The sequence below is a fragment of the Brevibacillus centrosporus genome (assembly GCF_046622605.1).
Lineage (GTDB): Bacteria > Bacillota > Bacilli > Brevibacillales > Brevibacillaceae > Brevibacillus > Brevibacillus centrosporus.
The window spans coordinates 3880828-3905151 of the sequence record NZ_CP176856.1 but is presented as its reverse complement, the minus strand read 5'-3'; the positions used below and the strand labels follow the sequence as shown (position 1 = coordinate 3905151).

Here is a 24324-nt window from a genome sequence, read left to right as displayed (position 1 = left end):
CGAGTTTCACGAACTGCTAATATGAAAGGTATGCATAACAGAGGAGGTTCACATGAAGCGTCTTGACATACGCAACATCGCGATTATTGCCCACGTTGACCACGGGAAAACCACACTGGTTGACAAACTGTTAATTCAATCGGGCACATTCCGTAGCAATCAGCAGGTAGAGGAGAGAATGATGGACTCCAACGACCTGGAGCGGGAGCGCGGAATTACAATCCTGGCAAAAACCACATCGGTTAAATACAATGAGTTTACCATCAACATCCTGGATACCCCGGGCCACGCAGACTTCGGCGGCGAGGTAGAACGGATTATGAGCATGGTGGACGGCGTTCTGTTGATCGTCGATGCGTTTGAGGGCTGTATGCCACAAACCCGCTTTGTTTTGAAAAAAGCGCTGGAAGCAAAAGTTACGCCGATCGTCGTTGTAAACAAAGTGGACCGCGACAATGCTCGTCCACAAGAAGTGATCAACGAAGTATATGACCTGTTCATTGACCTGGACGCTACAGAGGATCAATTGGACTTCCCGATCGTATACGCTTCGGGCTTGCAAGGAATCGCTGGTATGGAACCAGACAAGCTGGAAGGCGACCTGCGTCCGCTGTTTGACACCATCATCGAGCACATGCCTGCTCCAGATGCAGATGAAAACGCGCCGCTGCAAATGCAAGTAACCATGCTCGACTACAACGACTTCTTGGGTCGTATCGGGATTGGACGTATTTACCGTGGTACGATGAACGTGAACGATATGGTTTCGGTAACAACCCGTGAAGGTGTATTGAAAAAAATGCGTATTCAAAAGCTGTTCGGCTTCTCCGGTCTGCAGCGCGTGGAGCAAAAAACAGCAAAAGCGGGAGACATTGTCGCGATTGCAGGCTTGGATGATATCAACGTTGGGGAAACCGTTTGTGACGTCGATCATCCAGATCCATTGCCATTCTTGAAAATTGACGAACCTACTCTGCAAATGACGTTCCTCGTGAACAACAGTCCGTTTGCTGGACGGGAAGGCAAGCACGTAACTTCTCGCAAGCTGCGTGATCGCCTGATGGATGAGCTCGAGACAGATGTATCTCTTCGTGTAGACGAAACGGATTCCCCAGATGCTTTCATCGTATCTGGACGCGGCGAATTGCATCTGTCCATCCTGGTTGAAAATATGCGCCGCGAAGGCTTTGAGCTGGGCGTGTCCAAGCCGGAAGTAATCGTGCGTATGATTGACGGCCAAAAAATGGAGCCGGCAGAGATGCTGGTGATCGACGTGCCAGAAGAGTACACAGGTCCTGTTATGGAAACCCTTGGCCAACGCAAGGCTGAGATGGTAAACATGGTAAACAACGGTTTTGGACAGGTTCGCCTGGAATTCATCATCCCGTCCCGTGGTCTGATCGGCTACCGTACCGAATTCATGACCATTACTCGTGGTTACGGAATCCTGAACCACTCGTTTGACAGCTATCGTCCGCTGGTTCAAGGTCCGGTAGGTGGACGTCATGCAGGGGTATTGATTTCGCATGAAACAGGTACAGCTACCACTTATGGTCTGATGTCTGTGGAAGACCGTGGAATCATGTTTATCCAAGCCGGTACGGAAGTATATGAGGGAATGATCGTGGGCGAGCATAACCGCGACAATGACCTGACGGTAAACGTATGTAAAGAAAAGCATGCGACTAACGTTCGTTCCGCGACAAAAGACGAGACAGTGAAAATGAAAACTCCTCGTATCTTGACGCTGGAAGAGGCGCTCGAGTATCTGAACGATGATGAGCTCTGCGAAGTGACTCCTCAATCTGTTCGTCTGCGTAAGAAGCATTTGAACAAATCCGACCGTGAGCGTTATGAAAAACAAAGACGTTGGGAAGCTCAACCACAAGCGTAACCAACCAATAGAGAAAAGCCGTTTGCCTGTTTTGCAGGGACAAACGGCTTTTTCTTTTTGCAGCAACCCACCGATTATTTTTTCGGGCAATGAAAGGGGGGGTGGCGGAGGAGGTGGACAAAGTGTCGGAATAGGCACTTGTTGCTCCTGCAAACTGAAAACGTTTTCTCATAGCAATTGACTGTCTTCAAGTACCGCCTATATCGAGCTCCGTTTACGGTCATCTGTGCCTCACAATGCATCTGCGACCAGTTATGATTCCATTTCACCTGGATGAACTGCTCCCAATGAACCTCTCGCATCTCTTCTAGCACGGTTGTATATATCAAGGTTTTCTCAGGCTTCTTGGCATATTTGATTTGCGGGTAAATGACGGCATCGTTTTTCGAAGCGACAGCTGGCGTGCTGAATATGGAGGAAGAGATGTGGCACGGGAGAACATCAGATTCAGAGCTGACAGGGAGTTAGATGCTCGGGCTCTGAAGGGATAGTCTCAGGTGCAAATGGGGTTAATGATAAATCCTCTACGGGCTGCTTGGGATCGGAACGTAACAGATGTTTAGGCACCTGCACGGGAGGAGGCGATGGCGGCAGCTCCCGATGATCATTAGAGGTTGGGGCGATGGTGATCTCGTTCTCGTTTTCTTCCTGGTAGTCATGGCGATTCTCTGAGCGGTTAATCTGTCGCGTGCTTTTTTTACGGACGGGCTTTGGCTCCTGCATTTTCCTTTGCCGGCCGCCAGGTAGCTTGGCGCTTCGTTTTTCTGCTTTCACATGAGAAGTCACCCGATCCGCTAAAGGACGGTGGGGGCCACCGAAAGAACGAAGAAGGGGAGCGCTGCTTGATTTAGGGGGATTTGCACGTCTCGATGTGATCACCGTCCTTTTTTAAAAAGTAGTATTTTGTGCGAATGTCTTACTACTATCCATACGCACTTGTCGGTAGTTCTGTATAGTCGCCTGTCGTGGGAAATTCAACAATTCTTCCGGATTAGGCGGAAAAAAGCCCCTTCGATACGTAGGCGAAGGGGCGAATTCTGATCGTGTTGGTCAATCAAGCCTGCAGCAGGGCGTCGATATCGCCTGCAATCTCTTCTGGCTGGACGCGCGGCCCAATTCTTTTGGCCACTTGCCCTTCTTTCGTGACGAGAAATTTTCCAAAGTTCCACTCGATATCCTCGCCGTTTCCTTCCGGAGCTTCAGATTTCAAGCGCTGATACAAAGGATGGGTGTTTGGACCGTTTACGTCTACCTTGGCGAAAAGGGGAAAAGTAACGCCGTAATTACTATCGCAGAATTGAGCGATTTCGTCCTCGCTGCCCGGCTCTTGACCTGCGAACTGGTTGCACGGGAAGCCGAGCACGACCAAGCCTTGCTCCTGGTAACGTTCGTAGAGCTCCTGCAGGCCTTTGTACTGTGGCGTCAGGCCGCATTGGCTCGCGGTGTTTACGATCAAAAGCACTTTGCCCCTGTACTTCGCAAGCGTGGTTTCTTCCCCGGAGATCGTTTTTACTGCTACGTCATATAGGCTCATTGTTTTCCCACCTTTTTCTATTCTCAAAGCCATCATACCATGTCCATTTGCTCGCTAGCCAGCGATGAGGTGTAACAGGTTTTGACAGAAAATACGCCACCTGATAAAGTTAAATGGATAGATTTTGATAGTAAAGGGTACAAGCACGAAAGTACGAAGCCGCGGAGAAATCTGCATCCACGGCTTGCACGAGACATCTGGTCGTGTGCGAAACAGGAGGAATTATTCGAATGGATTGGATTCAACTAGCGTCAACCTACGTTCCTGCCGACCCGGATCAGCTTTCTGCCTTTGACAGCTTTCGTTTATGGGCGGATCACAATCGGGCCTGGATTTTGTTTGTGCAATTGGTTTTAGTCTACTATCTTGGCTTCGCGACAAGGATTCGCATGCCGATCCTCAAAACGATATTACTCTACGTCCTCTTGTTTGCAGGAGCATTAATATTTGCCATCCTGGATGTTCAGCTTCCGGTTAAGAGCGCAATGCTAGTAGCCATTTTGATTCTCGTGATCGTGAAGCTTAGAATCAAACCAGAACAAGCGCAGAGAAAGTGAGGGTAATGAAGTGAAGCGAGATGACGCCCTCTTTAATTGGATACAAATACAAGTCGTTGCAGATGCACGTCCAGATGATCGGTCGGCGCAAGATACGGCCTCGTTTTTTTTGGAGTTGTTGCGCGAGGATCATCAAATGACGGGACTGGGCTACCGGATCGAGGGTGCCTGGTATATCGTCTTTGGCCAAGTGGCTTCGGCCGAGTGGGAAGGCCGCTTTCCCGCAGAGCTCGTGGAGGCACTGCTCCATGCTATCGAAAGTGAGCCGAAATACAATCAATAAGCTAGTGTGCGAAACCTTCCAGAGAGGATCTGGGAGGTTTTTTTATCTGGACTTTTCCTTTCTAGGTCAAAAGAAGCGGTTTTCTTGTTTATGCAACCTATTGAACGCGTATATCGTCTGTAAAAGTGCTTTACGTCAAGCAGGAGATTATTGGCATACGAAGAGGGGGAACTACTATGAAAAAGATAACGAAAAAGCCTGTATTGGCGGTAGTGGCGGCAGCTGGGATTATTGGGGCATTGACTCCGATTTTCGCGAATGCCAGCTCGTTTGGATCACCGAGTGCAACCAAAGTGGTCATGAACGAGGCAGGAAAGGAAGTCACCCGCTACAACCTGAAGGAATTGGCGAAAAACGATCCAGAAACGTTGAATATGCTGCTCAAAACTCAGGCGGAGCATCTATACATCATCGTGGATGAACTAAAACTGAATACAAAATTGCAATCATATATGGAAGAGAACAAAGAAGAGTGGGAGCGATTTTACAACCAATACTACAGCGATATTTGGCTGGAGGTTCGTTTTACGGATGAAAAAGAGGAGATCGTCAGCGTCAGTGGACAAACCAAAAGCAATAAGGTTTACATCAAAGGCATCGTGACAAAAGATGTTACCAAAGTCGTTGTAAAAAAACCGAATGGCGATAATATCGAGGTCGTTCCGACTAGCGAGCATTCCTTTACCGTGACCTTTGCTTCTCAAGACACAGCAAGTGAGCAATACGTTACGGTCAGTGCGTACGCTGGCAGTGCGCTGGTGGATAGCGAAAAAGTGAAGGTAATCCCGCAAGCGGAGGAAGAAGCAGCGCTGATCATACATAGCTTGGCCGTGCTCGACGCGAAAAAAGGGGAACTGAAAGTCAAAGGGATCGTCAAGCAGGATGTAGATAAGGTTGTCGTGACGATCGATGGGGTAAAAGGCGAAGGAAAAGTGAAAAAGCTGTGGGATGGTGTGGGCAGCTACAGCATTACGCTGAAAAACGTCAAAGGCACGACAGGCAAGGCTACGCTCGATGTTTACGTAGACGATGAGAAGCGTGATTCCGACACATTGGACATCGAGGTTATCAATGCGCCGGCCAAAGAAGAAGTGAAAACCTACGCGCTATCCGGAGCAGCTGCCCTGGATCAGAAAACCAAAAGCATCCAAGTGAAAGGCAATGTCGTAGGTTGGGCCAAAAATAGTGGAATCAAGCTGATGGTGACGAAGCTTGATGGCAAAAAGCAAGAAGTGAAGCCAAATGACAAAGGGGAATACACACTCAAGCTTCCTCTGAAAAACCTGAGCTTTCAGGAGGATGCTGTTCGTCTGGAGCTGTACGTCAACGATAAGCTGGTGAAACAGGCTGCGTTCGCAACAAACATCATCAAGGGCTTAGCTGACATTTTGAAGCGGGAAGCTGAAAAACGCGACGATGAGGACGAAGCAAAGGATAAAAAGGAAAAAGGGAAGCTTGACCACTATCCGAAAGGGAATGCGTATGGCTTTTGGAAAAAGCAGGGCGAGTGGTCGAAGCAAAATGCCGAGGAGTATGATCGCGAACGAGGTGATGATGCCGGGAAAGACCGTGATGACCATTAATCATGGGTCTCACGGCTGCTTGTAGGATTGTACGTAGTCTACCAAGTCTTTTATGTAATCGCCAATAATCGGTATGGATAAGAACTGAGACAGGAGCGAGCCAAGCAGCGCAAGCACGATGGCAGTTCCTATCGTCAGACCCAGACCCCGGGCAAGGCCTGCGAGGAAATTGATCCAGAGCAGCTTGCGCGGGGCTGTATAGTTTTGGACGATGTCTGCGAGACGAATATCTTCGAGAAACATGGCGATTTTATCCATACGCTCGTTTAGTTTGCGCACCTCTTTGATTTCCTGCAGCAACTGGTCAATTTGGGTAAGCAAGCGGTCAGTGGGAGTCATCAGGTAGCCTCCATTTCTAAGTCGTTTGGATTTCTTCCAGTTTAGGGAAAAAAAGAGGGAGAAGCAAGACAAAGAGGAAACGTTTGCCTAAACCTTTTCCAGGAGGGTACAATAAGCGTACGTTACGTTTACAAGGAGGCAAGCAAAATGGCTGAAACCGTTTCCCGATCCCTGTCAGAAGAATTGTATGGGCTCTTGCAAAAGGAGCGTTTTGTCACGCTGGCTACCATCGATCACGAGTCGGGTTCTCCTGCCCTCAGTTCCTTGTCCTGGACTTATGCGGCGTCTAGCGATTTGATCCGCTTTGCTGTGGATAACCGATCGCGCATCTTAACCAATATTACAAAAGAGCCGCAGGTTGTTTTGCATCTGATCGGGGCTGGCTCCTCTTATGCGATCAACGGTCGGGCGGTCGTAAAATCGGAAAGGCTCGAAGGTGTTCCACTCAAGCTGGCTATGGTGGAAATAGCCATTGAAGCAGTGCGGGACATCATGTTCTATGGTTCTCGTATTTCTGTCGAGCCGCAATATGAAAAAACATACGATAAAAATGCAGCGGCAAAGCTGGACAATCAAGTGATGGAAGCCTTGAAAAACGCAAACTAGCGAAGGGGCTAGGTGGAAAATCCTGTTGACAAGGAAGATGCCCATCCGTTAGTATTAGGATCAATCAAATTGAATAGCAATCTTCTTATCCAGAGAGGCGGAGGGACTGGCCCGATGATGCCCGGCAACCAATCACCTGTATTTATACAGGGAGATAATGGTGCTAATTCCTGCAGAGTTATCAAACTCTGAAAGATGAGAAGGTCTTGCTTACGGCGACGTAATCAAAGCCTTCTTTCAGAGGAAAGGGGCTTTTTTTCATGCCCCTCTTACACTATTGGAGGGAGAGAAAACAGATGCATTTGGAGACAAAACTTGTTCAAGCGGGTGTAGGGAAAGACGAAAAGACGGGGGCGGTTAATTTCCCTGTCTACTATTCAACAGCTTATCGCCATCCGACGTTGGGGGAAAGCACAGGGTTTGATTATACGCGAACAGCGAATCCTACTCGTGTGGTTCTGGAAGAGGCGATTGCGGCAGCGGAATCAGGCGATGGCGGCTTCGCGTGTGCTTCCGGAATGGCGGCTATCCACACCGTCATGGGCTTGTTTTCCCAAGGAGATCATTTGATTGTCTCACTAGACTTGTACGGGGGGACATATCGACTGTTTGAACAGGTTTTGTCCCGTTACGGATTGACGTTCTCGTATGTAGATTTGCGTGACTTGGCAGTGCTGGAATCAGCTGTGAAGCCTGAAACCAAAGCCATTTTTGTGGAGACACCGACAAACCCCCTGATTCAGATTACGGATATTGGAGAAGTGGCGCAGCTTGCAAAACAGCACGGTCTCTTGACCATCGTAGACAATACGTTCATGACTCCCTATTGTCAACGCCCACTTGAGCTGGGAGCAGATATCGTCCTGCATAGCGCGACCAAGTATCTCGGCGGACACAATGATGTGCTGGCAGGTTTGATCGTAACAAAAGGGCAAGAATTATCGGAAAAAATCCGTTTTTTGCATAATTCCATCGGAGCGGTTTTAGGTCCACAGGACAGCTGGCTTCTGCTTCGGGGGATGAAGACTCTGGCCTTGCGGATGCAACGCCATCAATCCAATGCCTTTGCCGTGGCGAGCAAGCTGAAAGAGCATCCAGCCGTAACGGAAGTCTTTTATCCTGGGCTGGTGGATCATCCGGGACACGAGGTGCAGTTGAAGCAGTCGAGTGGATTTAGTGGCATGGTTTCCTTCCGGGTGCGCTCAGCGGATCAAGTGAAGCCGTTTTTGAAGCATTTGCAAATCGTATCCTTTGCAGAAAGTCTGGGTGGGGTTGAATCATTGTGTACATATCCGGCGACGCAGACACATGCGGATATCCCACTGGAGATTCGCGAGTATGTCGGGGTATGTGACCGTCTGCTCCGCTTGTCTGTGGGCATTGAGCATCCGGATGACCTGATTGCAGACTTGTGCCAGGCGCTGGATGCGAGCTTGACGGTTGGGGGGAGTGTGCGATGAATTTTGCCACCAGAGTGCTGCATGGCACATCGTGCTTTGATCCGGCTACAGGCGCGTCGTCGGTACCGATTTACCAGGCTTCTACGTTTCATCAGACTGATTTGGATCAGCCAGGCAAATTCGATTATGCGCGGTCCGGCAATCCGACCCGCGAAGCCTTGGAGCACGCGATTGCAGGTCTAGAGGGCGGAGAGAGAGGCTTCGCTTTTGCTTCCGGTATGGCTGCCATTTCCAGCGTGTTCATGCTTTTTTCCGCTGGGGATCATGTCGTCGTTGCAGAGGACGTCTATGGAGGGACTTTTCGCTTCTTGACGAAAGTGCTGTCCCGGATGGGGATAACCGTCACGTTCGTTGATGCCTCACAGACAGAAGCCGTCAGGGCTGCGATCCAGCCGACGACAAAGGGCATCTATTTGGAGACACCGTCCAATCCAACACTAAAGGTGACAGATCTATCGGCTGTGTGTCAAATTGGGAAAGAAAACGGGTTGTTGGTCATCGTGGATAACACGTTTTTGACCCCGTATTATCAGCGCCCGCTGGAGCTGGGGGCAGATATTGTCATTCACAGCGCGACAAAATTCATCGGGGGTCACAGCGATGTCGTAGCTGGTTTGGCGGTTACACGCGATACAGCGCTGGGAGAGCAGCTCTACTTTATACAAAACGGCATGGGGGCGATTCTCGGCGTACAGGACTGCTGGCTGGTCATGCGCGGTCTGAAAACATTAAAAGCGCGTCTGGATGTCAGCACACGTACAGCAGAAAAAATCGCGCATTGGCTCCAGGCACATCCTGCCGTCACGCGCGTCTATTACACGGGTCTGGCTGACCATCCTGGCCATGAGATCCAGGAAGCGCAAGCCAGTGGTCATGGTGCTGTGCTTTCCTTTGACGTAGGGAGCCGCGAACGGGCAAAAGCGCTTTTTGATCGGGTGAAGCTGCCGATCGTCGCTGTGAGCCTGGGGGCCGTTGAAACGATTCTCTCCTACCCGGCAGCGATGTCGCATGCGGCGATGCCAGCAGAGGAAAGAGCACAGCGCGGGATTACCGATGGGCTGATCCGTCTATCGGCTGGACTCGAAGATGTGGATGATTTGATTTTGGATTTGCAGCAAGCATTGGATTCCCTGCCTTCTTTGGAGGCGGCGGCGCCATCAGAAAAGGCATTCTCCCGGGCGTAAAGCCTGGGCGAATGCCTTTTTTTGCTGCATGTGTTTAAGGTGCACCTGTTCGATTGACGTTGATATTCTTGTTCCCGGTTGGATGTGAGTTGTTGCTCTTGTTGATGCGCTGCTCATTTTCTTGTGACGGTGTTTCTTCACGATGGCGTACATCACGAGGCAGTTGAGGAATGATGCGTCCTACGATATCCGCCAGTTCTTCGGCAAAACCAGATACAGGATGACCGCGGCGAATATCGGCCGTCATTTCTCGGAGGCGCTGGACGATATCAGGGTCAGCTGTTACAACCGCATTAGCCCCCTGAGGATCCTCCTTGAGCGCTTCGGCAACGGTGTACTTGATGACTCCCACTTCTGGCCGGTCCAGACTCGCATCCACATCGATACCTACGACGGCAATTTTTCCGATCACGACAGCAGTCGCACCGTTTACCTTTTTCACGCGAGTCGCCAGCTGGACGAGGCGATCCGCTGTCGCTTGCGAGGATTGATTATACGTCGGCTGCGGCGCAGTTTGCTGAACGCGCTGCGTATGGGGCACTTGTTGATTGGGCGGCGGCGCAGCCTGGTTGGCCGGCGGTTTATTGCCTGACATGCATGCGGTGAGCAACACGCAAATACCAAGGTAGTAGGTAACAGTCCGTTTCACAGGCATTCTCCTTTTCCCAGCAGTTACGAGTATTTTGTTCCGGCCAGCTTGTTTTCATTCTGGGAAAGGTCCGTCTATCTGTGTATCCGTCAACATAAACTGTAGTACATCACGTCGCCGCACCAGAGCATCCCTCCAAAAATTGCATAGGGTATATAAGATGGGTAATAGGAGGCGAGATTTTGAAGAAAATCTACGTACTGGACACCAACGTACTCCTGCAAGATCCACGGGCGATGTTTTCCTTCGCCGACAATGAAATTGTTATACCCGCAGTGGTGTTGGAAGAAATTGATTCCAAAAAGCGGTACATGGATGAAATAGGCCGCAACGCACGGTACGTTTCGCGGCTTTTTGACAGCTTCCGTGAGCTGGGACACTTGCACACAGGGATCACGCTGGAAACGGGCGGACTCTTCCGAGTGGAGCTGAATCATTCTTCGCTGCATCAGCTGCAAAAACAGTTTACCGAAATGACGAACGACAATCGCATCCTCGCTGTCGCATTGAATCTGCAAGAAGAAGAAAACCTTTCTCCAAACCCCCGCCCCGTCATTCTCGTCAGCAAGGACGCGTTGATGCGTGTCAAGGCAGATGCGCTGAGCCTGACAGCGGAAGACTTCCTTTCTGATCGCGTGGTAGGTGAATTCTCCAGCATTTATACGGGGTATCAGAAAATGATGGTCGCCTCCGAGATCATTAAATCTTACTATGCGACGCGAAGGCTGCAGCTTGCCTCTTGTTTTCCAAAATACCGATTTTATCCTCATCAATTCCTGGTATTGAAGGATGAAATCAACCCATCAATATCCGCTATCGGCAAGGTCGATCCAGATGGCAAAGCATTGGAGATGCTCGTATCGGATGACGACCCGATCTGGGGGATACGAGCGCGGAACGTTCAGCAGCGAATGGCGACAGAGCTATTGCTTCGAGACGATATCCCGCTGGTCACCATGACTGGCAAGGCCGGAACAGGAAAAACCCTGCTGGCATTGGCCGCAGGACTTTTGCAAATTGAGGATCAGCAGAAATACAAAAAGCTTCTGGTTGCAAGACCGATTGTTCCACTCGGAAAAGACATCGGCTACCTGCCTGGCGAGAAGGAAGAAAAGCTGAGGCCATGGATGCAGCCGATTTACGATAATCTGGAATACTTGTTCAATACGAAACGTCCTGGAGATTTGGATAAAATTTTGGCGGGCATGGGGAGCTTGCAGGTAGAGGCATTGACCTATATTCGGGGGCGCTCCATCCCAGGGCAGTTCATCATTATCGATGAAGCGCAAAACCTGACGAAGCATGAGGTGAAAACGATCCTGACCCGCGTTGGCGATGGCTCCAAGATCGTGCTGATGGGGGACCCGGAACAGATTGACCATCCGTATTTGGATGAGAGCAACAACGGCTTGACCTATGTCGTGGAGCTGTTCAAGGATCAAAAGCTGGCGGGGCACATCAAGCTGGAAAAAGGCGAACGGAGCGTACTGGCACAGCTCGCTGCCGATCTTTTGTAAAAAAGGTGTATAGCTTTTGAGAAATGGGATCATAATAGGTTTGTCGAGCCCGATGATTCATGGTTTAAACGGCGTAAAGCCTTGCAGGAGGCGAATATCCGTGGATACACATGAACAAGCAGTCGGCGAAAGTCGCGTTGGTGGAACAACCTAGATTCTTACGGTAAAGCAAACTCTCTCGTGGAGGTTGAAGTGCCAAAGAGAATAATCGGTAAAACCCCATAAGCAATTGGGCTCGACAAGGACCGCTCCCTTATTGGGGGCGGTTTCATTTTTGCGAAAAGCGCGGTTAGCAAAGGATACAAAAAAAGCCCGGATTGTAATCCCGGGCTTTGGCTTTGCAGGCATGCCTATTTTCCTGTAGTGGTTGCTTTCTTCAAAGCGCCCAGCGCGTTCATATGCATACCTTCGTGGAACAAGGAAAAAGTAAACAGTTCGCCAATGGTGTTCATAGTTCCTTTGTTACCGAGCTGGAATGGCTGTGACAGCTTTTCATCCAAACGATCAGCAAAGGTTTCTTTAATGCGAGCCTTTTGCTCCTCCAATTGCGCAGCGAGAGTTGCCAACGAAGGAACGTCGCCTTCCCAGTTTGCAGGCTTGGTACCTGGCGCAAACAGTGCTGCATAGTTTGCAGGCAAGTTCGGACAGCTTGGGCCGTACATGAAGAGGTCTTGAGTAACCAGGATGTGACCGAAGTTCCAGCGAATGTTGTTGTTAAAGCCTTCAGGTATGACGTCTGCCACCTCTTCAGAAACACTGTTCAATGCGGACAGGGTGATGTTGCGTACCAGATCGTAGGAATCCCAGATGTAAGAGCTGTTAGACATAGAAAAAACCCCTTTCCTTAAAATGGTGGTATGCGTCCATGTTACCTTAAAATCCGCCCCAGGAAAACGGTTTCGTTCATGATTATTTTGCAAGTTGTCCGCTTTCTCCCATACAAATGTACTAGGGGGTGGAGTGGTGTGGTGAATTTGGACTCATCTATAGCGTTTCTTATTTATGTAACGGCGGTATCGAGTGCAGCAGCTGGGGTAACAGAGGCGTGCAAGTCGGTCATTCCATTTCTGGCAACGGATTACGAGCCCAAGGAGGATTGCTGGGAAGATGTGAATCATGCAGCCAGGCTGAATCACTACAAACGCTTTTTCAATCTGCTCATCTCTGTTGTAGCTGCCGGCATCATTTTCGGGGTGATGGGCATAGACCCTGCCCTCATCCTGACTGGAGCAAAGACGGCCTATGTAGAGCATTCGTGGAAGCTGGGAACCTGGATCTGGGGAATCGTAGCCGTGTTTGGCTCGCCATTTTTCGCTTCCCTCTTGAAAATTGTAGAGGGCTATAAGCAGAGCATGAATAGCAACCAACCACCGAATCGCCCGCGGGAGAAAGTGACGGGGCCACGGAGATAACAACGATTCTTGCCGCATAGACAGCAGTGCGGTAAGATAGCGGGGTACATACTGGCGAAAAGGTGGGCGTCATGAAGTATACCCGATTTATTCAAATGATGGTGATGTTCGTATTGGCAGTTATTTTCCTGCAGGCATGCTCTGGAAATGAATTTGATGCAGAAAATCCAAAAGAGTATGGGATTAATGGAGTCTATTTAGGTCAAAACGTAAAGGAAGCAATCGAAATTCTAAGGCCGACCAAGGCTGATTTCATGGATATGGTGACGAGGCAGACATACACGGTGGATCAAATGGCGGCAGGAGAGGGAGACGCCGTCATGGGGATGCTGCTGATCGACCGGACCCAGCTCATTTTGAAAGTGCAGAAGGGCCAGCTTCAATCCATCATGCTCAGCGGAGTGCCGCAGGAGGATGCGCAGAAGTTTAAAACGATCAGAGGGCTGGCCATGTATGACGCTTCCGAAAAGCTGACCCAATTATACGGGATGGGAACTGGCGAAAAGGAAGTCATCTATCAGGGAAAAAGCTACAAGGCGAGCTTTGGACTCGCCAATAACCAGGTGGCCTGGATGCGTTTTGACAAGCTTTAGAGCGAATGCGAAAGGAAGGTGGTTCGATTAGGAACGCACCTTCCTTTTTGCTTTATTCTTCGCGATGGACCCATTCCAAAGATACCTGGTAAGCCCGCGCAGTCCCTTCCACCAGTTCAGTCAGGGAGCCGTCGATGATGTAGGAAGGAGCGGGAGCCGCAGGGGAGCCGGGAATCTGGCCTACCAAATGTTCTCTCAGCTGTTCGCGCGCTGCCCAGCGATCCGGTTCACTTCCGAGATTTTCTGGCAGCGTGAACACAGCTATACGATCTGCATAAAGATAAAGATGCTCGTTTTGACTGATGAAGCCTCTGTCATCCAGCGCCTCGATCTTTGCGGTCGAAGGCATGAGGAGAAGAGGGAACACGTCTCCGAGCATATTGGGCTTGCGCAATACTTCTTCCAGCTTGTCGCGCTCGTCCTCGTTTTCCACGATGAAAAGCAATTGATCCCGGTCAAATACATTGACATGATCGCCAATTTTATGTATGACTTGAGCATAGAACCCAGGCAGCTTTCCTGCTGGTATTTGAATTTCTACGCCGTACATAGAACGCATACGATCCACCACCTAAGAGCTTTTTTCTTATCGTATCAAAAATATGAGGAGGTTCCTATGAGCGAACAACAACTTTCGATCCAAGTCTTTCCACTCGGAGATTTTCAAACCAATGCGTATGTTCTCACAAACACGGGTACAGGTGAGACGATCGTCATTGACCCGGGGATGACGCCCGAGCCCATGCTGCAAGCTATCAAGAATAAACAGGTGGTAGCGATCTTGCTTACACACGCCCACCTCGATCATATCGGAGGGTTGAATGATGTTCGGGCATTGACTCATGCACCTGTCTACATCCATCCCTTGGAGCAGGATTGGCTGACAGATCCGGATTTGAATGGTTCCAGCCGCTGGAATTTACCCGAGCCGATTGTATGCGAGCGAGCGGAAAATGAGCTGGCGGACGGACAAACATTGGAGCTTGCAGGCTTCACGATTCAGGTCATGCATACCCCGGGACATTCCCCAGGCAGCTGCTCTTTCGTCATAGGCAGACATTGCTTTGGGGGGGACGTTTTGTTTGCGCAGAGCATTGGACGTACGGACTTGCCAGGCGGGGATTACGAAACACTCATGATCAGCATCCAGGACAAATTGTTCGAGCTCAATGACGATACGATCGTGTATCCGGGACACGGACCGAAAACGACGATTGATTCCGAGAAAAACTTCAATCCTTTCGTGACAGGGTTGTTACGATAAGTTTGAAATAGGCCGCTGTTTGGTAGCCCCGTGAGAGGATTTTCGTAGCAGGTGGCGAAAAGGGAAGGGTCACAAAGGAAAAAGGAGACGTATGTATGACTGAAAAATGGTGCCGTTGGGCTGTGATCCTGGCGATTGGCTGTGTATGCATGACGGGTTGTGTCCCGCCCGCTGCCAATCAGGAAAGACCCTCCACCACTCCTGCTGAAACGGCGGCTCCGACTCTTCCCGTTACGCCTTCAGAGGAACAAACAGCACAGACTGAAAAGCCGGAAGAACCGGAAGAACCACCTGCTACAACCCCAGTGGAAGAGCCAACCTCCCGTTTTCCCGAACAGCGCCTGACGGTGATGGCCGTAGGGGATATCATGATGCACCAGGAGCAGCTGGATGCCGCTTGGAATCCGGGCAAAAAGGAGTATGACTTTCACTCGTTCTTTACGAATGTGGTGCCGCTTTTTCGGGAGGCAGATTGGGTGATTGGCAACCTCGAGACGACAATGAGTGGCAGGGAAGCTGGATATTCCGGATATCCCATGTTCAATTCGCCGGCTGAACTGGCTACCACGCTAAAGGACGTCGGATTTACTGCCGTATCGACCGCCAATAATCATTCGTTGGACCGCAAAGAGCCAGGAGTTTTGAAAACCATCCAGCATCTTGATCAGGCTGGCATTCTGCATACCGGTACTTTTGCCAGTCCAGCAGAGCGGGATGAGCCCTTGCTGCTGAAAAAGGATGGGTTTACACTTGCACTACTGTCGTATACCTACGGAACGAACGGGATTCCCATTCCTGCCGGCAAGCCGTATTTGATCAATCTGATCGATCCTGCTCTGATCAAGAAGGACATTGCCCGGGCACGCGAAAAAGGGGCAGATCTGGTAGCGGTAGCGCTTCATTTTGGAGTCGAGTATCAGCGCCTGCCAAATGAAGCGCAGAAAAAAACGGCGGAGCTGTGCATTCAGTACGGCGCGGATCTGATCCTGGGAGCCCATCCACACGTTGTACAGCCCTATGAATGGAAGACGGTAACCCTGGAGGATGGCAGAGAGCATAAAGGCCTGATTGCCTACTCTCTGGGCAATTTCATTTCTGCTCAGCGTTGGGATTACAAGGACGTGGGAGCAATTCTGCGCATGACGCTGCACAAAAGCGAGACAGGAGTAGCGTCCATCGAAAGCGCCGAGATGATTCCGACCTACGTGCATTTCTTTCGCAAGGCAGGGAAACGCAATTATGTCATTTATCCCGTTCCCCAGACGTTAGCCATGCTCGAAAAGGGAGAAAAATATCCGACCCTTACGAAAGACGCCATCGCGTATATGCAACGCCTGGATCAGGAAATGGCTGTGCATGTGAGTACAGTTGTATCAAAGAAAAAAGCCAGCTAAAGGGAGCTGGCCTTCTTTCTTTTTCCTATTTGCTGCCAAACCCGAAAGGCAGATTCAAGCGCAAATGAAGCTTTAGCTCCTCGTCTTGCATCGAGATGCCTTCCACTTGAATGTTCGGGGAAATCAATCCGGGGTAGAAGCCGAGATCATACATTTTTTCCATATCCGCAACAGTGGATGGTGGTAGGGCAAAACCATCAAAGTACAGCTCGGAGATATGGAACTTCAATTCAGAAGGAGAGACGAGCTCGTACGTGCCGACCAGCCGAAGCTGCATGTGATCGTAGGTACCGTCCACAATCAGTTTGTTGTCCTCAAAGGAAAAGTGGGATTGCTTGAACAGTTCGTCTTTATTCATCAGAAACTGGTTGAAATCATCCTGATTGATGACGAGTGTATGCGAGAGTAGTCCATCTGACTGAATGCGATCGGGCGTGGCGAGCTCAGGCACTTGCACCATGACATCAGCGAGAACGCCGAAAAACGTCTGAAACGCGGGCAGTCCCCGTTTTTGCCAATCAGCGATGAGACGATCCATCAGGGCTTCGACGGTTGTGGGGTCGTCCAGTTTTTGTACGTTTTTCTCTTTCTCAGCCTGAATGGCAAGCATCTCAGACAGCTGCGCTTCGTATTTTTGCCGCAGCTCCTTCAGCTGTGCGAGGCGGTTGTGCTCTTCTTCCTGCATGGTGACTAGCTTGGTTCGTTCCGTCTGATACATTTCCAGCCGCTGCATATCCCGGTCATAGAGAATTTGAATAAAATCAAACATCAATAAAAACTCGTTGAAATTTTCCGCATTGAGCAGCAGTGTCAGAAGATTGGCGCGCTCGCCTGTATAATAGGCCCTCGCCACTTCCCCTGCATGGCGATGCATGGCTTCGATAACCAGCTTCTGTCGTTTCAGATCAAGCTCGAGCTGAGCAATATCTCCTTGGGTCCGTGTCTCCTCTTTTTTGATGAGGGTGAGGGTACGCTCCAATTCTTTTTGAGTAAAATGCTGCTGCAAGATCAGCTGCTCCAAAGAAACGGGCTTCTCCTCCTCGGCGAATACCGTCAGCGGACATACAACTAGGAACAAGATGAGCAGAAATTTGCGCATGATTTCACCTTTTGTATCGTGATGGGAAGCGGTGTACGAGATGAATGCACCTATTCTCTCCACATTGTATGACTTCTTTTCGTATTATAGCCTTATCAGGTTGAATTTGAATAGCAGGAGAAGAGTCTATATGGATCTATATGCCGTCATTCACAGGGAAATTGAGAGTCGTTCCGAAAGGGCCATTCCCTTTGCGCGTTACATGGAGCTGGCTTTGTACCATCCGGTTTACGGATACTACATGTCGGACAAACCAAAGGTGGGAAAAGACGGCGACTTTTTTACAAGCGCCTCGGTCCATCCTGTGTTCGGAGAAACGCTGGCAGATGTAGTAGCGGATATGTGGCGTATTTCGCAGATGCAAGCACCTGTCCTCGTCGAGATTGGGGGAGGAACAGGAAGACAGTGCTGCAATATACTCGATCGGCTGCAGCAGGAAGCACCAGACCTGTATCAGGCGATGAAGGTCATCCTCATTGAAACGAGCCCGTATCATCGAAAGCTGCAGGAGGAAGCGCTCATCGCCCATCATGTGCCAAAGCACTGGTATTCGTCTCTCGCCGAAGCGGCTGACCAGCAGACGATTGAAGGGGTCATCCTCTCAAACGAATGGCTGGATGCTTTTCCGGTTCATATCGTGGAAAAATCAGCACGAGGCTGGCAGGAGGTGTGGGTGAAGAGTCAGGAATCGGGCTTTGGAGAGGAAAAGGGCGTGGTTACACCCGCATTGGCAGCTTTTTTAGATGAACAGGATTGGAGATTGCCAAATGGAATGCGTCTAGAGATCAATCTGGGCATGGAGGAGGCAGCGCGCGACGTATCGCGGCTCCTGAAACGAGGCTTTGTTGTGACCATCGACTACGGAGATCGCCAAGAGGATTTGTATCACCCTAGCCGAAAAAATGGAACGCTGATGTGCTACTATCGTCATCAGGCGCACGATAATCCTTTTGCGCATCCAGGAGAAGAGGATATAACGGCTCACGTGAATTTTTCAGCGTGGGGAGATTTCGGAGAGCGAGAGGGATTAAAGGAGATCGCCTATCTGCGGCAGGACAAGTTTTTGATCAGGAGCGGTCTGCTGCACAAGGCCGTGGCTCATCAGGACCGAGATCCGTTTACCAGCGTGGCGATGAAACGCAACCGGGCCATCCAGCAGCTGATCGATCCAGCAGGCTTGGGAGGCCGATTTCGCGTCATGGTTCAGTCCAAAGCGATCGAGAATCACACAGGCTTGCGTTTTCTCGAGGAAGTTTGGCGATAAAAAAACAAATAAAAAAGATGCTCTGTAGGGAGCATCTTTTTTCGTTACAGCATCATTTGAAGCATAGCGTGTTCTCCACCGCCAACTGGCATGATGAAGAATGTGTAGTACGTGAACCCTACAAAAGACAGGAACATAAATCCAAAGAAAATGTTCAGGTACACTCGCTCAGTCAAAGCCATGTAGCTCAGTGCTACGAAGAAGGCTGTCAGACCGAAGAAAATCAGCGCCATTGGGTACAAGCCGCCCCAGAAAGACATCAGCGCAATGACGATGGTCCAAAAACCGAGAACGCGATACATACGATCCATCTGTGTCCCCCCTTTTTGCATAGAACGGTAAGATTTACAAGATTCCTTCCTCATTATATAGGACGGGCGAAGGTGTGTAAACGGGAAGGTATGACGGTTTTTTGGCAGATAGGAAAATACAGGGTGTCCAATATCAGTATTGTATCACTGTATAATTACACGATTTGCATCCGCCAATCATGGATTCATCCTCACGTAATTCAATTTTCCCCAAGTACGATTCAAATATCCCCATTAAAAGAGCGTTATGCATTTGGCACACAGCGGTAGGGTGCTTCTTGGCTGTATCCGAGAACGTGCAATTGTTTACACGAAAACGAAGAATCCCATCCTGAAGCGCTTCAATATCCGGTTTCAATCCTTGGGCCACAACCAATCGCTGAATGTGGCTCAGTTTTTCTTCCATAGTAGCAGTCGCAAGCTTCAAACCACTTTTCGCTACCGCCCGTTTTGCCATCTCCGTGCCGATGCGATATCCCATTTTGATCAATGCGGCTTCGCCTGCTTCGCCGAGCGAAAGTAAGCTCTCAATCGCGATATCGGCTAGCAGCTGATAGTCACGCGGCGGAAACTGTAGGCTTACCACCTGATCGGACAACGAATACAATCGGCTGGGACGTCCTCCCTTACCGCTTTTGTCCGAAACGGCGGAAAGCAAGTGAACGTCCTCCAATTTCGTTAAGTGAAGCCGAGCCACGTTGGGGTGGATTGAAAAATGTTCGGCTACATCTGTAACAGTAATCGGTTCTTTGCTATAAGCAACATATTGGTAAATGGAAAAACGGGTGGGGTCAGCTAAAGCGCTGGTTAACTTTTGAGCGTCGCAATCCATGCCAGAACCCCCTTCATAAGCAAATCATCATAAGTGTATCCGATTTTCCTTAGATTGTTAAGGTTGTAGTGTGCAAGAGACGCATATCCGTGCAATTTTTTGCGTCTAGTTTTTAGATTAACTACTATTGACATAGTGTTAATAACACATTTATAATCCGTAGTAAGGAAGGTTTCTTTATTAGCTTACTTTTTGCAAGTAGTTGTTTCCATCAAATGGGAAGAACGAAAGAAATACTTGTTCGAAATGAACGAATTGCATAGATGAGATGGAGGGGTAACCGATGGCAGTTGCTGAACGTACACAGACAAGTAAATTAACGTTTTTCACGTATCCGAGCTGCACATCCTGTCGCAAGGCGAAAGCTTGGCTGGCAGAGAATGGTGTCAACTACGAAGAGCGTCATCTGTTTAAAAATCCACCGACAGCTGAAGAGCTGCTCGATATTATCAAAATGACGACGAACGGTTTGGATGAAATTCTGTCCACGAGAAGTCAACGCTTTAAAAACCTGGACGTAGACATCAACGACATGTCGGTAAAAGAGCTTTTGGAAATGCTGAGCGAAGAGCCGCAGCTGCTGAAACGTCCGATTTTGACTGATGGGGAAAACCTTATCGTGGGCTTTAACTCATCGGCAATGAAAAGCTTGCTGTCCTAAAACAGTCCTATAGGTATGGAAGAGGGGGGGGCTATGTGCCGCCTTCTTTTTTTGCGAATGATCCTGCACGGCACGATGAGCTTATGTTTTCTAATCTCCGTAGGATTTTGCGCTAACGGGAGGTAAAATAGAAGGTGGGAAACGTCGGAAAAGGATGGGAAACGATCATGGAAACATTACGTGTAGGGAAACAGGACGGTGTAGCTACCATTACACTGCATCGGCCAGAAGTACATAATGCGATCAGCATGGAGCTGGTGGATGAGCTAACTGCTGTGCTAAAGGATTGCGAAACGGATACCCAGGTAAAAGTATTGATTGTAACGGGAACGGGCAAAAGCTTTGTCTCCGGTGGGGACTTGAATCAGTTTATCGCTGTTCGTGGATATGAACAGTCGTTCCCACTCTTACACAAAGTAACGGGACTGCTCTCGGCTATCGACCATTTTCCTAAGCCGGTCATCGCTATGGTAAATGGAGCAGCCGTAGGTGGGGGCTGTGAATTTGCCGGTGCGTGCCATTTTCGATTTGCCAGTGATCAAGCGGTTTTTGGTTTCGTCCAAATCAGCATGCATATCACCACGGGCTGGGGCGGTGGAAGCCGCTTGCTGGACAAGCTGCCTGAATCCAAGGCCCTTGCCTTGCTTTTGACAGGCGAGCGGATGAGTGCCCTTGAAGCGAAAGGATACGGCTTTGTAGATGAAGTGTATCCTGTTGAAAAGCTTCAGGAGGAAGTGGAGAGGTTTGCACGGAAAATTGCTGCACAGCCATTGGTAGGGATCGAGGGCTATATGCGCATGCTGCACTGGAAGCGCGATGGGCTACCGCAAGAGGAGCGGATCCAAAAAGAAGTTAGCCAATGTGCGAGCATTTGGGGAACGGATGAACATGTAAGCGTCGTGCAAAAATTTCTGCGTAAACGTTAGGCTGCGAGAGGGTCAGGTTTCTTCCGTTTAAACATTTATTTGCTTGGACATACTTTTTCTAGTAGAAAGCGATTCTACAAGAGTAGGGAAAAGCATAGGATGAAACTACATCATCCTTTTTAAAGGTAACGGGAGGGACTCATATGGTAGCTTCCAGACAAGACGCATGGACCGAAGACGACGATCTAGTGTTGGCGGAAGTCACCTTGCGCCACATTCGCGAAGGCGGCACCCAATTAGCCGCATTTGAAGAAGTGGGTCAAAGGTTGGGAAGGACAGCTGCTGCATGCGGCTTCCGATGGAATAGCTGCGTCCGCAAACGATACGATGCCGCTATCTCTATTGCAAAAAGCCAGCGCCAGCAGTTAAAGAAAATGGGAAGAATCTCCGCACCAGCACCAGCTGTAGTAGCAGAGGTGGAAAGTGTCACTACCCCTCCAGCACGTCAAGCCCCAAGTCCGGTTGATTTCGACATGAGTGAGCTGGACGAAGAGCAGCAGATTGAATCCGTTATTCGTATGTTGGTCAATCAAAAAGAGTTGTCTCGTCGTGTCAAGCAACTGGAACGAGAATTAGAAGGAAAAGAATTGGAAATAAAAGAGTTGACAGAAGCAAACGAGCGTGCTAGGAAAGAGCTCGATCAAGTGCAAGGCGTGAACGAAGATTACCGGGCACTCGTACAGATCATGGATCGTGCACGCAAGCTTGCCTTTTTGCAAGAGGAAGATTCCAACAAGGCTATCTTTAAGATGGATGAGAATGGAAATCTGGAGCGTGTGGAGAAGTAAAGCGAGAGCGGATAACGAAATAAAAAAGAAGCGGGCTTCCACCGCTTCTTTTCTTTTTCCTATGAGGAAGAGCTAGTCTTGCAAGGCAACGTTCTCAGGCAACCATACATATGGATTTTCGCCACGGTCACGCATGAGATTGTATTTCACAGGGGTAAAGCCCATTTTCAACCAGAATTGATCAGCGCGACAACGGGAGTTTGTTTTTATCGGTGCACCAAAGCTTTTTGCATGGTTAACCAGAGCTGTTCCATAATCTTTGTCGCGGTAATCAGGCAAAACTTCAAGCTTCCACAGCTCGTAGTAATCTTGAGCAGGCTGGAAGTAACGATCATATTTTCCGTCGATTTTGTAGAGGCTCATCCGGGCAACCATCAGATCATTGTCGTAAATGCCATAAAAAGGAGACTCTGAATCGTTTTCCACGATGTTCGCCTCCAGGTCTTCCTTCATTGAAAGCTCCTCCAGGCCAAATTCGCGAAACTTCTGGAATTCCTCGAGTGTCTTGTAGTTGATTTGTAAACGTTTTACTTCAAACATTGCTCAGCCACTCCTCTCACAGCTCTTTACCTTCAGCCATTTGGCCATTGTCTTTATTATACACCAAGATACGGATAATCGTGGAGTTTTTCTTTCGTGAGGGGACTATTTGTCAGGAAATGATTTCGCTTCCTTGGAAATTTTTAAGAATTCAACCTAGATATATATCCACGCTCATGGCAAAATAGAAGGTAGTATCACAAGCTAACCCGGAATCGACATTGAAAACGCTTTCAGTCTGATCGGGATTAGCGAAAGAGGGGAGAGTTGCTTCCATGCTTAAGGTGTTGATTGCGAACCGCGGCGAAATCGCCAGGCGAATTATCCGCACATGCAAATCAGAGAAAGTGGCGACGGTAGCTGTGTACTCAGATGCCGATAAAAATATGCCATTTGTCAGAGAAGCTGATGAAGCAGTGCACATTGGGCCACCTCCTGTCCCTCACAGCTATTTGAATGTCGATGCGATTATCGACGCAGCGAAACGCACAGGAGCAGATGCGATCCATCCCGGCTACGGCTTGCTTTCGGAAAACGAGGGGTTTGCCCGCCGTGTGCAGGAGGAAGGGATCATCTTCATCGGGCCTGCACCGGAAGTCATCGGACAGATGGGCGACAAGCTGACAGCCCGCCGCATCATGCAGCAGGCAGGTGTTCCAGTCGTTCCGGGAAGCGAAAACTCGCTCGATACGGTAGACGACGCGGCAAGCGTAGCTGCGGACATCGGTTATCCAGTCATGTTGAAGGCGAGCGCTGGCGGCGGCGGCATCGGGATGCAGATCTGCCAGGATGAAGCGAGCCTGAGGCAGGCGTACCAGTCTTTGCGCGGACGTGCAAAGGCGTATTTCGGCAATGACTCCATGTTCGTGGAGAAGTATGTAGAACGTCCTCATCACATCGAGGTACAGATCGCAGGAGACCAGCACGGAAATGTCCTGCATTTGTTGGAGAGAGAGTGCTCCATCCAGCGACGCCATCAAAAGGTGCTGGAGGAAAGTCCATCTCCATTTCTGGACGAGAAAACCAGAGAGCTGCTTTGCCAGTCCGCTGTCCTAGCAGGAAAAGCGGTAGGGTACACAGGTGTGGGTACGGTAGAATTCATCGTAGACGAAAACAAAAATTTTTACTTTTTGGAAATGAATACACGCTTGCAGGTGGAGCATCCGGTAACAGAAGAAATGACAGGCTTGGACCTGGTTTCGATGCAGCTGGCTATTGCCAATGGGCTGCCAATCGCCATCGATCAGGATGAAGTAAAAGCATTGCGCCATGCGATCGAGCTGCGTGTATACGCGGAGGATCCCGTGACATTCCTGCCATCGCCAGGGACGATCACCCTGTATCAGCCGCCAGTCATGGAGCATGTACGCATCGATGATGGGGTCGAGAGCAATACGCAGGTCACTCCGTTTTACGATCCGATGATTGCCAAAGTGATCATCACGGGCACGACAAGGGAAGAGGCAATAGAAAGAGCGATCCATGCGATGCAGAACTTTCAGATTACCGGGATAAAAACAAACATTCCGTTTTTATTGGAAGTCTTGTCAGACGAGCGCTTCCGCGAAGGGAACTACACAACCTGGTTTGTCCAAGAGCGAGCAGCGAATCCAAAGAAATAAGGGAGAGAATGT

Annotated in this window: 27 protein-coding genes and 1 riboswitch; of the genes, 17 read left to right on the top strand and 10 right to left on the bottom strand. The window is 49.5% G+C overall.

The annotated features are described in order from the left end of the window. Positions 1–52 precede the first annotated feature (52 nt). The gene (gene typA, locus ACLIN2_RS19685) at positions 53–1894 is read left to right on the top strand and encodes a translational GTPase TypA (protein ID WP_411501893.1); all 1842 of its coding nucleotides are present in this window, start codon (positions 53–55) and stop codon (positions 1892–1894) included. A gap of 447 nt (positions 1895–2341) precedes the next feature. On the opposite strand, the gene ACLIN2_RS19680 is transcribed toward typA, so the two are convergent. After that, positions 2342–2668, bottom strand: coding sequence for a hypothetical protein (locus ACLIN2_RS19680; protein WP_411501892.1), 327 nt, complete (start codon positions 2666–2668; stop codon positions 2342–2344). Positions 2669–2948: 280 nt separating this feature from the next. Beyond that, positions 2949–3428, bottom strand: a complete 480-nt coding sequence (locus ACLIN2_RS19675; RefSeq protein WP_411501891.1) for a glutathione peroxidase — start codon at positions 3426–3428, stop codon at positions 2949–2951. 230 nt (positions 3429–3658) lie between these two features. Between ACLIN2_RS19675 and ACLIN2_RS19670 the strand changes: the two genes are divergently transcribed. The 3 genes from ACLIN2_RS19670 (at position 3659) to ACLIN2_RS19660 (ending at position 5851) form a co-directional block, all read left to right on the top strand. Then, on the top strand, positions 3659–3985 hold the full coding sequence (locus ACLIN2_RS19670; protein ID WP_092267718.1) for a YlaH-like family protein: 327 nt from the start codon (positions 3659–3661) through the stop codon (positions 3983–3985). Between the two features lie 10 nt (positions 3986–3995). Next, positions 3996–4268, top strand: a complete 273-nt coding sequence (locus tag ACLIN2_RS19665; RefSeq protein ID WP_122921854.1) for a hypothetical protein — start codon at positions 3996–3998, stop codon at positions 4266–4268. Positions 4269–4444: 176 nt separating this feature from the next. Beyond that, the gene (locus ACLIN2_RS19660) at positions 4445–5851 is read left to right on the top strand and encodes a hypothetical protein (RefSeq protein WP_411501890.1); all 1407 of its coding nucleotides are present in this window, start codon (positions 4445–4447) and stop codon (positions 5849–5851) included. A gap of 9 nt (positions 5852–5860) precedes the next feature. On the opposite strand, the gene ACLIN2_RS19655 is transcribed toward ACLIN2_RS19660, so the two are convergent. Further along, entirely contained in the window at positions 5861–6190 is a 330-nt protein-coding gene (locus ACLIN2_RS19655) for a DUF5665 domain-containing protein (RefSeq protein WP_092267721.1), read from the bottom strand. 147 nt (positions 6191–6337) lie between these two features. Here ACLIN2_RS19655 and ACLIN2_RS19650 point away from each other — a divergent pair, with 147 nt between their 5' ends. The 3 genes from ACLIN2_RS19650 to ACLIN2_RS19640 all read left to right on the top strand — a co-directional run bounded on the left by ACLIN2_RS19650 (position 6338) and on the right by ACLIN2_RS19640 (position 9440). Continuing rightward, entirely contained in the window at positions 6338–6796 is a 459-nt protein-coding gene (locus tag ACLIN2_RS19650) for a pyridoxamine 5'-phosphate oxidase family protein (protein WP_092267722.1), read from the top strand. Between the two features lie 82 nt (positions 6797–6878). Next, positions 6879–6998, top strand: a riboswitch (SAM riboswitch). A gap of 94 nt (positions 6999–7092) precedes the next feature. Further along, positions 7093–8256 (top strand): aminotransferase class I/II-fold pyridoxal phosphate-dependent enzyme, encoded by a 1164-nt coding sequence (locus tag ACLIN2_RS19645; protein WP_092267723.1) that lies wholly within the window; start codon positions 7093–7095, stop codon positions 8254–8256. Next, positions 8253–9440, top strand: a complete 1188-nt coding sequence (locus ACLIN2_RS19640; protein ID WP_411501889.1) for an aminotransferase class I/II-fold pyridoxal phosphate-dependent enzyme — start codon at positions 8253–8255, stop codon at positions 9438–9440. The genes ACLIN2_RS19645 and ACLIN2_RS19640 overlap by 4 nt, the downstream gene beginning before the upstream one ends. A gap of 34 nt (positions 9441–9474) precedes the next feature. Here the strand turns inward: ACLIN2_RS19640 and ACLIN2_RS19635 are convergent, their stop codons facing one another. Then, positions 9475–10095, bottom strand: a complete 621-nt coding sequence (locus tag ACLIN2_RS19635; RefSeq protein ID WP_400587207.1) for a YhcN/YlaJ family sporulation lipoprotein — start codon at positions 10093–10095, stop codon at positions 9475–9477. Between the two features lie 176 nt (positions 10096–10271). On the opposite strand from ACLIN2_RS19635, the gene ACLIN2_RS19630 reads away from it, so the two are divergent. Then, entirely contained in the window at positions 10272–11606 is a 1335-nt protein-coding gene (locus ACLIN2_RS19630) for a PhoH family protein (RefSeq protein ID WP_092267726.1), read from the top strand. Between the two features lie 350 nt (positions 11607–11956). Here ACLIN2_RS19630 and ACLIN2_RS19625 read toward each other — a convergent pair whose 3' ends face one another. Further along, a complete protein-coding gene (locus ACLIN2_RS19625; protein ID WP_122961737.1) occupies positions 11957–12433 on the bottom strand; it encodes a DinB family protein in 477 nt (158 codons plus the stop codon). Positions 12434–12571: 138 nt separating this feature from the next. Here ACLIN2_RS19625 and ACLIN2_RS19620 point away from each other — a divergent pair, with 138 nt between their 5' ends. Together ACLIN2_RS19620 and ACLIN2_RS19615 are read left to right on the top strand one after the other, a co-directional pair. Beyond that, complete coding sequence (locus ACLIN2_RS19620) at positions 12572–13018, top strand: hypothetical protein (protein ID WP_092267729.1); 447 nt, start codon at positions 12572–12574, stop codon at positions 13016–13018. A 71-nt stretch (positions 13019–13089) separates the two neighbouring features. After that, positions 13090–13611, top strand: a complete 522-nt coding sequence (locus tag ACLIN2_RS19615) for a hypothetical protein (protein ID WP_411501888.1) — start codon at positions 13090–13092, stop codon at positions 13609–13611. A gap of 52 nt (positions 13612–13663) precedes the next feature. Here the strand turns inward: ACLIN2_RS19615 and ACLIN2_RS19610 are convergent, their stop codons facing one another. Then, a complete protein-coding gene (locus ACLIN2_RS19610; protein WP_411501887.1) occupies positions 13664–14170 on the bottom strand; it encodes a hypothetical protein in 507 nt (168 codons plus the stop codon). A 57-nt stretch (positions 14171–14227) separates the two neighbouring features. On the opposite strand from ACLIN2_RS19610, the gene ACLIN2_RS19605 reads away from it, so the two are divergent. After that, positions 14228–14875, top strand: a complete 648-nt coding sequence (locus ACLIN2_RS19605) for an MBL fold metallo-hydrolase (RefSeq protein ID WP_411501886.1) — start codon at positions 14228–14230, stop codon at positions 14873–14875. A gap of 95 nt (positions 14876–14970) precedes the next feature. Further along, positions 14971–16269 carry a CapA family protein gene (locus ACLIN2_RS19600; RefSeq protein WP_411501885.1) on the top strand — a complete coding sequence of 433 codons (1299 nt, stop codon included), beginning with the start codon at positions 14971–14973 and terminating at the stop codon, positions 16267–16269. Positions 16270–16294: 25 nt separating this feature from the next. On the opposite strand, the gene ACLIN2_RS19595 is transcribed toward ACLIN2_RS19600, so the two are convergent. Then, positions 16295–17368 carry a coiled-coil domain-containing protein gene (locus ACLIN2_RS19595; protein WP_411504566.1) on the bottom strand — a complete coding sequence of 358 codons (1074 nt, stop codon included), beginning with the start codon at positions 17366–17368 and terminating at the stop codon, positions 16295–16297. A gap of 130 nt (positions 17369–17498) precedes the next feature. Here ACLIN2_RS19595 and ACLIN2_RS19590 point away from each other — a divergent pair, with 130 nt between their 5' ends. Continuing rightward, on the top strand, positions 17499–18632 hold the full coding sequence (locus ACLIN2_RS19590) for a class I SAM-dependent methyltransferase (protein ID WP_400587213.1): 1134 nt from the start codon (positions 17499–17501) through the stop codon (positions 18630–18632). A 44-nt stretch (positions 18633–18676) separates the two neighbouring features. Here the strand turns inward: ACLIN2_RS19590 and ACLIN2_RS19585 are convergent, their stop codons facing one another. After that, positions 18677–18943 (bottom strand): DUF2626 family protein, encoded by a 267-nt coding sequence (locus ACLIN2_RS19585; RefSeq protein ID WP_055746684.1) that lies wholly within the window; start codon positions 18941–18943, stop codon positions 18677–18679. Between the two features lie 133 nt (positions 18944–19076). After that, positions 19077–19775: a helix-turn-helix transcriptional regulator gene (locus ACLIN2_RS19580; protein ID WP_400587214.1), complete on the bottom strand. Its 699-nt coding sequence runs from the start codon at positions 19773–19775 to the stop codon at positions 19077–19079. A 283-nt stretch (positions 19776–20058) separates the two neighbouring features. Here ACLIN2_RS19580 and ACLIN2_RS19575 point away from each other — a divergent pair, with 283 nt between their 5' ends. The 3 genes from ACLIN2_RS19575 to ACLIN2_RS19565 all read left to right on the top strand — a co-directional run bounded on the left by ACLIN2_RS19575 (position 20059) and on the right by ACLIN2_RS19565 (position 22150). Then, positions 20059–20436 carry a Spx/MgsR family RNA polymerase-binding regulatory protein gene (locus ACLIN2_RS19575; protein WP_092267736.1) on the top strand — a complete coding sequence of 126 codons (378 nt, stop codon included), beginning with the start codon at positions 20059–20061 and terminating at the stop codon, positions 20434–20436. Positions 20437–20603: 167 nt separating this feature from the next. Next, a complete protein-coding gene (locus ACLIN2_RS19570) occupies positions 20604–21362 on the top strand; it encodes an enoyl-CoA hydratase/isomerase family protein (protein WP_092267916.1) in 759 nt (252 codons plus the stop codon). Positions 21363–21505: 143 nt separating this feature from the next. Continuing rightward, entirely contained in the window at positions 21506–22150 is a 645-nt protein-coding gene (locus ACLIN2_RS19565; RefSeq protein WP_092267737.1) for an RsfA family transcriptional regulator, read from the top strand. A gap of 72 nt (positions 22151–22222) precedes the next feature. Here ACLIN2_RS19565 and ACLIN2_RS19560 read toward each other — a convergent pair whose 3' ends face one another. Further along, entirely contained in the window at positions 22223–22690 is a 468-nt protein-coding gene (locus tag ACLIN2_RS19560) for an N-acetyltransferase (RefSeq protein ID WP_092267738.1), read from the bottom strand. Positions 22691–22965: 275 nt separating this feature from the next. On the opposite strand from ACLIN2_RS19560, the gene ACLIN2_RS19555 reads away from it, so the two are divergent. Next, the gene (locus tag ACLIN2_RS19555; RefSeq protein WP_411501884.1) at positions 22966–24312 is read left to right on the top strand and encodes an acetyl-CoA carboxylase biotin carboxylase subunit; all 1347 of its coding nucleotides are present in this window, start codon (positions 22966–22968) and stop codon (positions 24310–24312) included. Positions 24313–24324 lie beyond the last annotated feature (12 nt).

Coding starts and splice junctions, on each gene's coding strand:
- ACLIN2_RS19600 (WP_411501885.1), top strand. CDS start 14,971: ATGACTGAAAAATGGTGCCGTTGGGCTGTGATCCTGGCGATTGGCTGT.
- ACLIN2_RS19605 (WP_411501886.1), top strand. CDS start 14,228: ATGAGCGAACAACAACTTTCGATCCAAGTCTTTCCACTCGGAGATTTT.
- ACLIN2_RS19585 (WP_055746684.1), bottom strand. CDS start 18,943: ATGGATCGTATGTATCGCGTTCTCGGTTTTTGGACCATCGTCATTGCG.
- ACLIN2_RS19675 (WP_411501891.1), bottom strand. CDS start 3,428: ATGAGCCTATATGACGTAGCAGTAAAAACGATCTCCGGGGAAGAAACC.
- ACLIN2_RS19595 (WP_411504566.1), bottom strand. CDS start 17,368: ATGCGCAAATTTCTGCTCATCTTGTTCCTAGTTGTATGTCCGCTGACG.
- ACLIN2_RS19625 (WP_122961737.1), bottom strand. CDS start 12,433: ATGTCTAACAGCTCTTACATCTGGGATTCCTACGATCTGGTACGCAAC.
- ACLIN2_RS19640 (WP_411501889.1), top strand. CDS start 8,253: ATGAATTTTGCCACCAGAGTGCTGCATGGCACATCGTGCTTTGATCCG.
- ACLIN2_RS19580 (WP_400587214.1), bottom strand. CDS start 19,775: ATGGATTGCGACGCTCAAAAGTTAACCAGCGCTTTAGCTGACCCCACC.
- ACLIN2_RS19555 (WP_411501884.1), top strand. CDS start 22,966: ATGCTTAAGGTGTTGATTGCGAACCGCGGCGAAATCGCCAGGCGAATT.
- ACLIN2_RS19615 (WP_411501888.1), top strand. CDS start 13,090: ATGAAGTATACCCGATTTATTCAAATGATGGTGATGTTCGTATTGGCA.
- ACLIN2_RS19565 (WP_092267737.1), top strand. CDS start 21,506: ATGGTAGCTTCCAGACAAGACGCATGGACCGAAGACGACGATCTAGTG.
- ACLIN2_RS19570 (WP_092267916.1), top strand. CDS start 20,604: ATGGAAACATTACGTGTAGGGAAACAGGACGGTGTAGCTACCATTACA.
- ACLIN2_RS19575 (WP_092267736.1), top strand. CDS start 20,059: ATGGCAGTTGCTGAACGTACACAGACAAGTAAATTAACGTTTTTCACG.
- ACLIN2_RS19655 (WP_092267721.1), bottom strand. CDS start 6,190: ATGACTCCCACTGACCGCTTGCTTACCCAAATTGACCAGTTGCTGCAG.
- ACLIN2_RS19645 (WP_092267723.1), top strand. CDS start 7,093: ATGCATTTGGAGACAAAACTTGTTCAAGCGGGTGTAGGGAAAGACGAA.
- ACLIN2_RS19590 (WP_400587213.1), top strand. CDS start 17,499: ATGGATCTATATGCCGTCATTCACAGGGAAATTGAGAGTCGTTCCGAA.
- ACLIN2_RS19660 (WP_411501890.1), top strand. CDS start 4,445: ATGAAAAAGATAACGAAAAAGCCTGTATTGGCGGTAGTGGCGGCAGCT.
- ACLIN2_RS19670 (WP_092267718.1), top strand. CDS start 3,659: ATGGATTGGATTCAACTAGCGTCAACCTACGTTCCTGCCGACCCGGAT.
- ACLIN2_RS19650 (WP_092267722.1), top strand. CDS start 6,338: ATGGCTGAAACCGTTTCCCGATCCCTGTCAGAAGAATTGTATGGGCTC.
- typA (WP_411501893.1), top strand. CDS start 53: ATGAAGCGTCTTGACATACGCAACATCGCGATTATTGCCCACGTTGAC.
- ACLIN2_RS19635 (WP_400587207.1), bottom strand. CDS start 10,095: ATGCCTGTGAAACGGACTGTTACCTACTACCTTGGTATTTGCGTGTTG.
- ACLIN2_RS19610 (WP_411501887.1), bottom strand. CDS start 14,170: ATGCGTTCTATGTACGGCGTAGAAATTCAAATACCAGCAGGAAAGCTG.
- ACLIN2_RS19560 (WP_092267738.1), bottom strand. CDS start 22,690: ATGTTTGAAGTAAAACGTTTACAAATCAACTACAAGACACTCGAGGAA.